Source organism: Klebsiella sp. HMSC16A12, from assembly GCF_001808265.1.
Taxonomy (GTDB): domain Bacteria; phylum Pseudomonadota; class Gammaproteobacteria; order Enterobacterales; family Enterobacteriaceae; genus Klebsiella; species Klebsiella pneumoniae.
Map to the genome: position 1 here is coordinate 1 of NZ_KV792575.1, position 2636 is coordinate 2636.

The 2636-nt window shown below is 45.3% G+C and carries 2 protein-coding genes; both read right to left on the reverse strand.

Features of this window, described 5'->3' with window-relative positions:
* Positions 1–232: 232 nt before the first annotated feature.
* Positions 233–715 carry a hypothetical protein gene (locus tag HMPREF3140_RS08810; protein WP_175437602.1) on the reverse strand — a complete coding sequence of 161 codons (483 nt, stop codon included), beginning with the start codon at positions 713–715 and terminating at the stop codon, positions 233–235.
* Positions 716–1187: 472 nt separating this feature from the next.
* Positions 1188–2123, reverse strand: coding sequence for an omptin family outer membrane protease Kop (gene kop / locus HMPREF3140_RS08815; RefSeq protein ID WP_004026564.1), 936 nt, complete (start codon positions 2121–2123; stop codon positions 1188–1190).
* Positions 2124–2636 lie beyond the last annotated feature (513 nt).

Consider the following 2636-nt stretch of genomic DNA (forward strand, 5'->3'; position numbering starts at 1 on the left):
AGTCGCGTGTCCACTATTGCTGGGTAAGATCAAACCCCGTAGCGCTGGTGCAAAACAGACCAGCGCATTCCAGTTCTCAATCCCCTTCTGTGATGTAGGCCCCTGTCGCATTCAGACCTGAATAACCGTGCAGGGAAACATGTCAGTAAGCCATCTGGATACAAAAACTGGTGGTATAGCCACTTTAGCGTAATGCTAATGTATGCGTACATTAGCATTAAATTTATGTTATTTACCCTTCTCCCTTCCTGGATGCCTTAACCTGGGTCTGATAGTTGCGCTTTTCCCGCTCAATTTCCGCCAGAGTTGCCGCCCAGTGCAGCCCTGCGGCGTGACGATATCTGGTTGCCATTTTTTCAACGGACTCCGGAGTGCTGTCATCGCTGCGGTGCTGCCGTCCCTTCACCCCGAAAATTTCCACTATAAGCCACTGGCTACCGGTTCTGCCGAACAAGGCCTGACACAGCCGCCTCACGGCAAGCGGCGTCAGATCCGGGTCGGGATCATACGCGATGGTGGCAAAAATAAAACGCAGCATCTCAGAGGTTTTGTAGCGTTTTACCGCTGCCGCCAGCCGCGCAGCTCTTTGCGGCGCTTCCCAGCGGTCGTCGCTGTAACCTGCCACTTCAGAGAGATAGTCCTTTTCGAGCTGTTTAGCCGTGTAGCAACGTCCCCCCAAAAACATCCGCATAGCTTCTTGCGTTTCAGCTCTCACGTATCTTTTCCCCAGCTAAAGCTAATGTACACATACATTAGCTTTAAGTGTCAGGTTAAACCAAAATCAGGAAACCGATCTGATTTAGTGCATGTGGCTGTCTCTTTTGAATTATCGCTTTTGTGTTATGGTATTCAGTTAATCCGATTTCTGAAATCCGGGCGTATACATGTTATCTCTTTTCCCGGTGGTCTACTGTAGTAGACAGAAAATACAGGAACCTCGATATTTCCATATCTTAATAAATTCTGTTCTTATATCCTCCGAAATCTTGATGGATGATATGGTGCTGCATCATAATATGGTTCTGTTTTTTATGTGGATTTCATCTTCTACGCTTGACGGGTATGCCTGACTTTTAATTTATGAAATCTTTCAATGCCAGAGCTGTTACTCTGGCATTAAATATGGCATGTGTCATGATTAGGTAACGATTGAAATGGAACAAATCCTCCTAATCAAGATTTTTTACTTAGAATCGATATTGCAGGCCCGCTGTAATCGTATAGTTTTTATTTGATATCCCGGCGGCATCTCCCCCAATGGAGGCGGACTCGCCACTGTTAGTATCAATAATCTGAGTCCCTCCCTTAGCCTCCTCATATTTACTGTAGGTGAACTCAGCAAATACTTTGGCGTTCGGAGTTACGTAATATCCGGCATCAATTGAAGTGCCATAGTAACGTGAACTGGTCGTCTTCTCACGGAAAGTTAAATCCCGCATGTAGTGCTCATCGTTATCGTGCGCCCGAACCCAGTCACTGAATTTAAACAATGCATTGAACTCAAAATCATTAATACGATACTGACCTACAAGGCCAATGTACGGCATGGAAAACCGCTGGCTATAGCCAATTCCACGTTCACCAGCAGGGAATTCTCCAGTATATGCACCATTATCGTAGTTATAGGAACCACCGGTTGCAGTCCAGCTGAATCGAGTCTCCTGATAACCAGCCATTACACCCGCTTTATAGTTTTCATTCTGGAAAACCCAGCCTTTTGCGTTCAGATCGAATTCATTGGCATAGTTGACGTTCGTGCTGGGGTGGGATGAGTGGTCAGTCCATCCCGATTGATTATCGTTCATCCAGTCATAGTCGTCCATATGACCAGCCCCGGAAGCCAGGGATGTCCAGCCTCGTGCATTCAGTGTCAGAAACGAATATGCATCCCAGGAAATGTCGCCTTTTAAAATGGCTACATTCTTGATCTTCCAGTCCAGCTGGCTGACCTTTCTTCCTGTACCAGTATCATAAACCATTTCATGAGATTTACCGCTTAACATCCCGGCGGAGGTAGATACAGTTACACTTTCCGGTGAGAAATTTGGCGTTAACTGCGTAGAGTCAGCATAAGCAGTACCTGAAAGCATGGCCATCATCAATGCAATTGTACTTTTGTTCATTTTTTATTCCCATAATGAAACATTTTTCCGTGTGTTGCAGAGATAGTTTAAAACTCATACAAATATGTAGCAACTGTCAATTTTTGTAATTTTAGGTTTCTGGAAACATATCCAGCATCTCTATTGAGGTTGATTAATAGGTATATAATTCAGTTTCTTATAGTTAAAATAGTCAGTGTAATCTTCTGATGGTTCTTGGACTGCGAACTCATATCACTCTCGGACGGCAGAATAATACAGACCACTGGAGCTATATCCATGGTCAGTAAGTGATCGTTCCTAACCATCGAGTACAGTAGACCTTTACCCACGAGGCTTCACAGGTTGCCTCACACAGTAGACACTTAACATGGGTTATATGTCGACTCTCGCATACAGTAGACCCTATTGGTGCATACCCGGCGATGCTCGGCCATTTAACCGGACATCGCATACAATAGAGTATTGCCTTCAGCTCTTACCCGGTGCGTTGATTGTCGCGTACAGTAGACACCCGTTGTTCCTGCCCGGCAT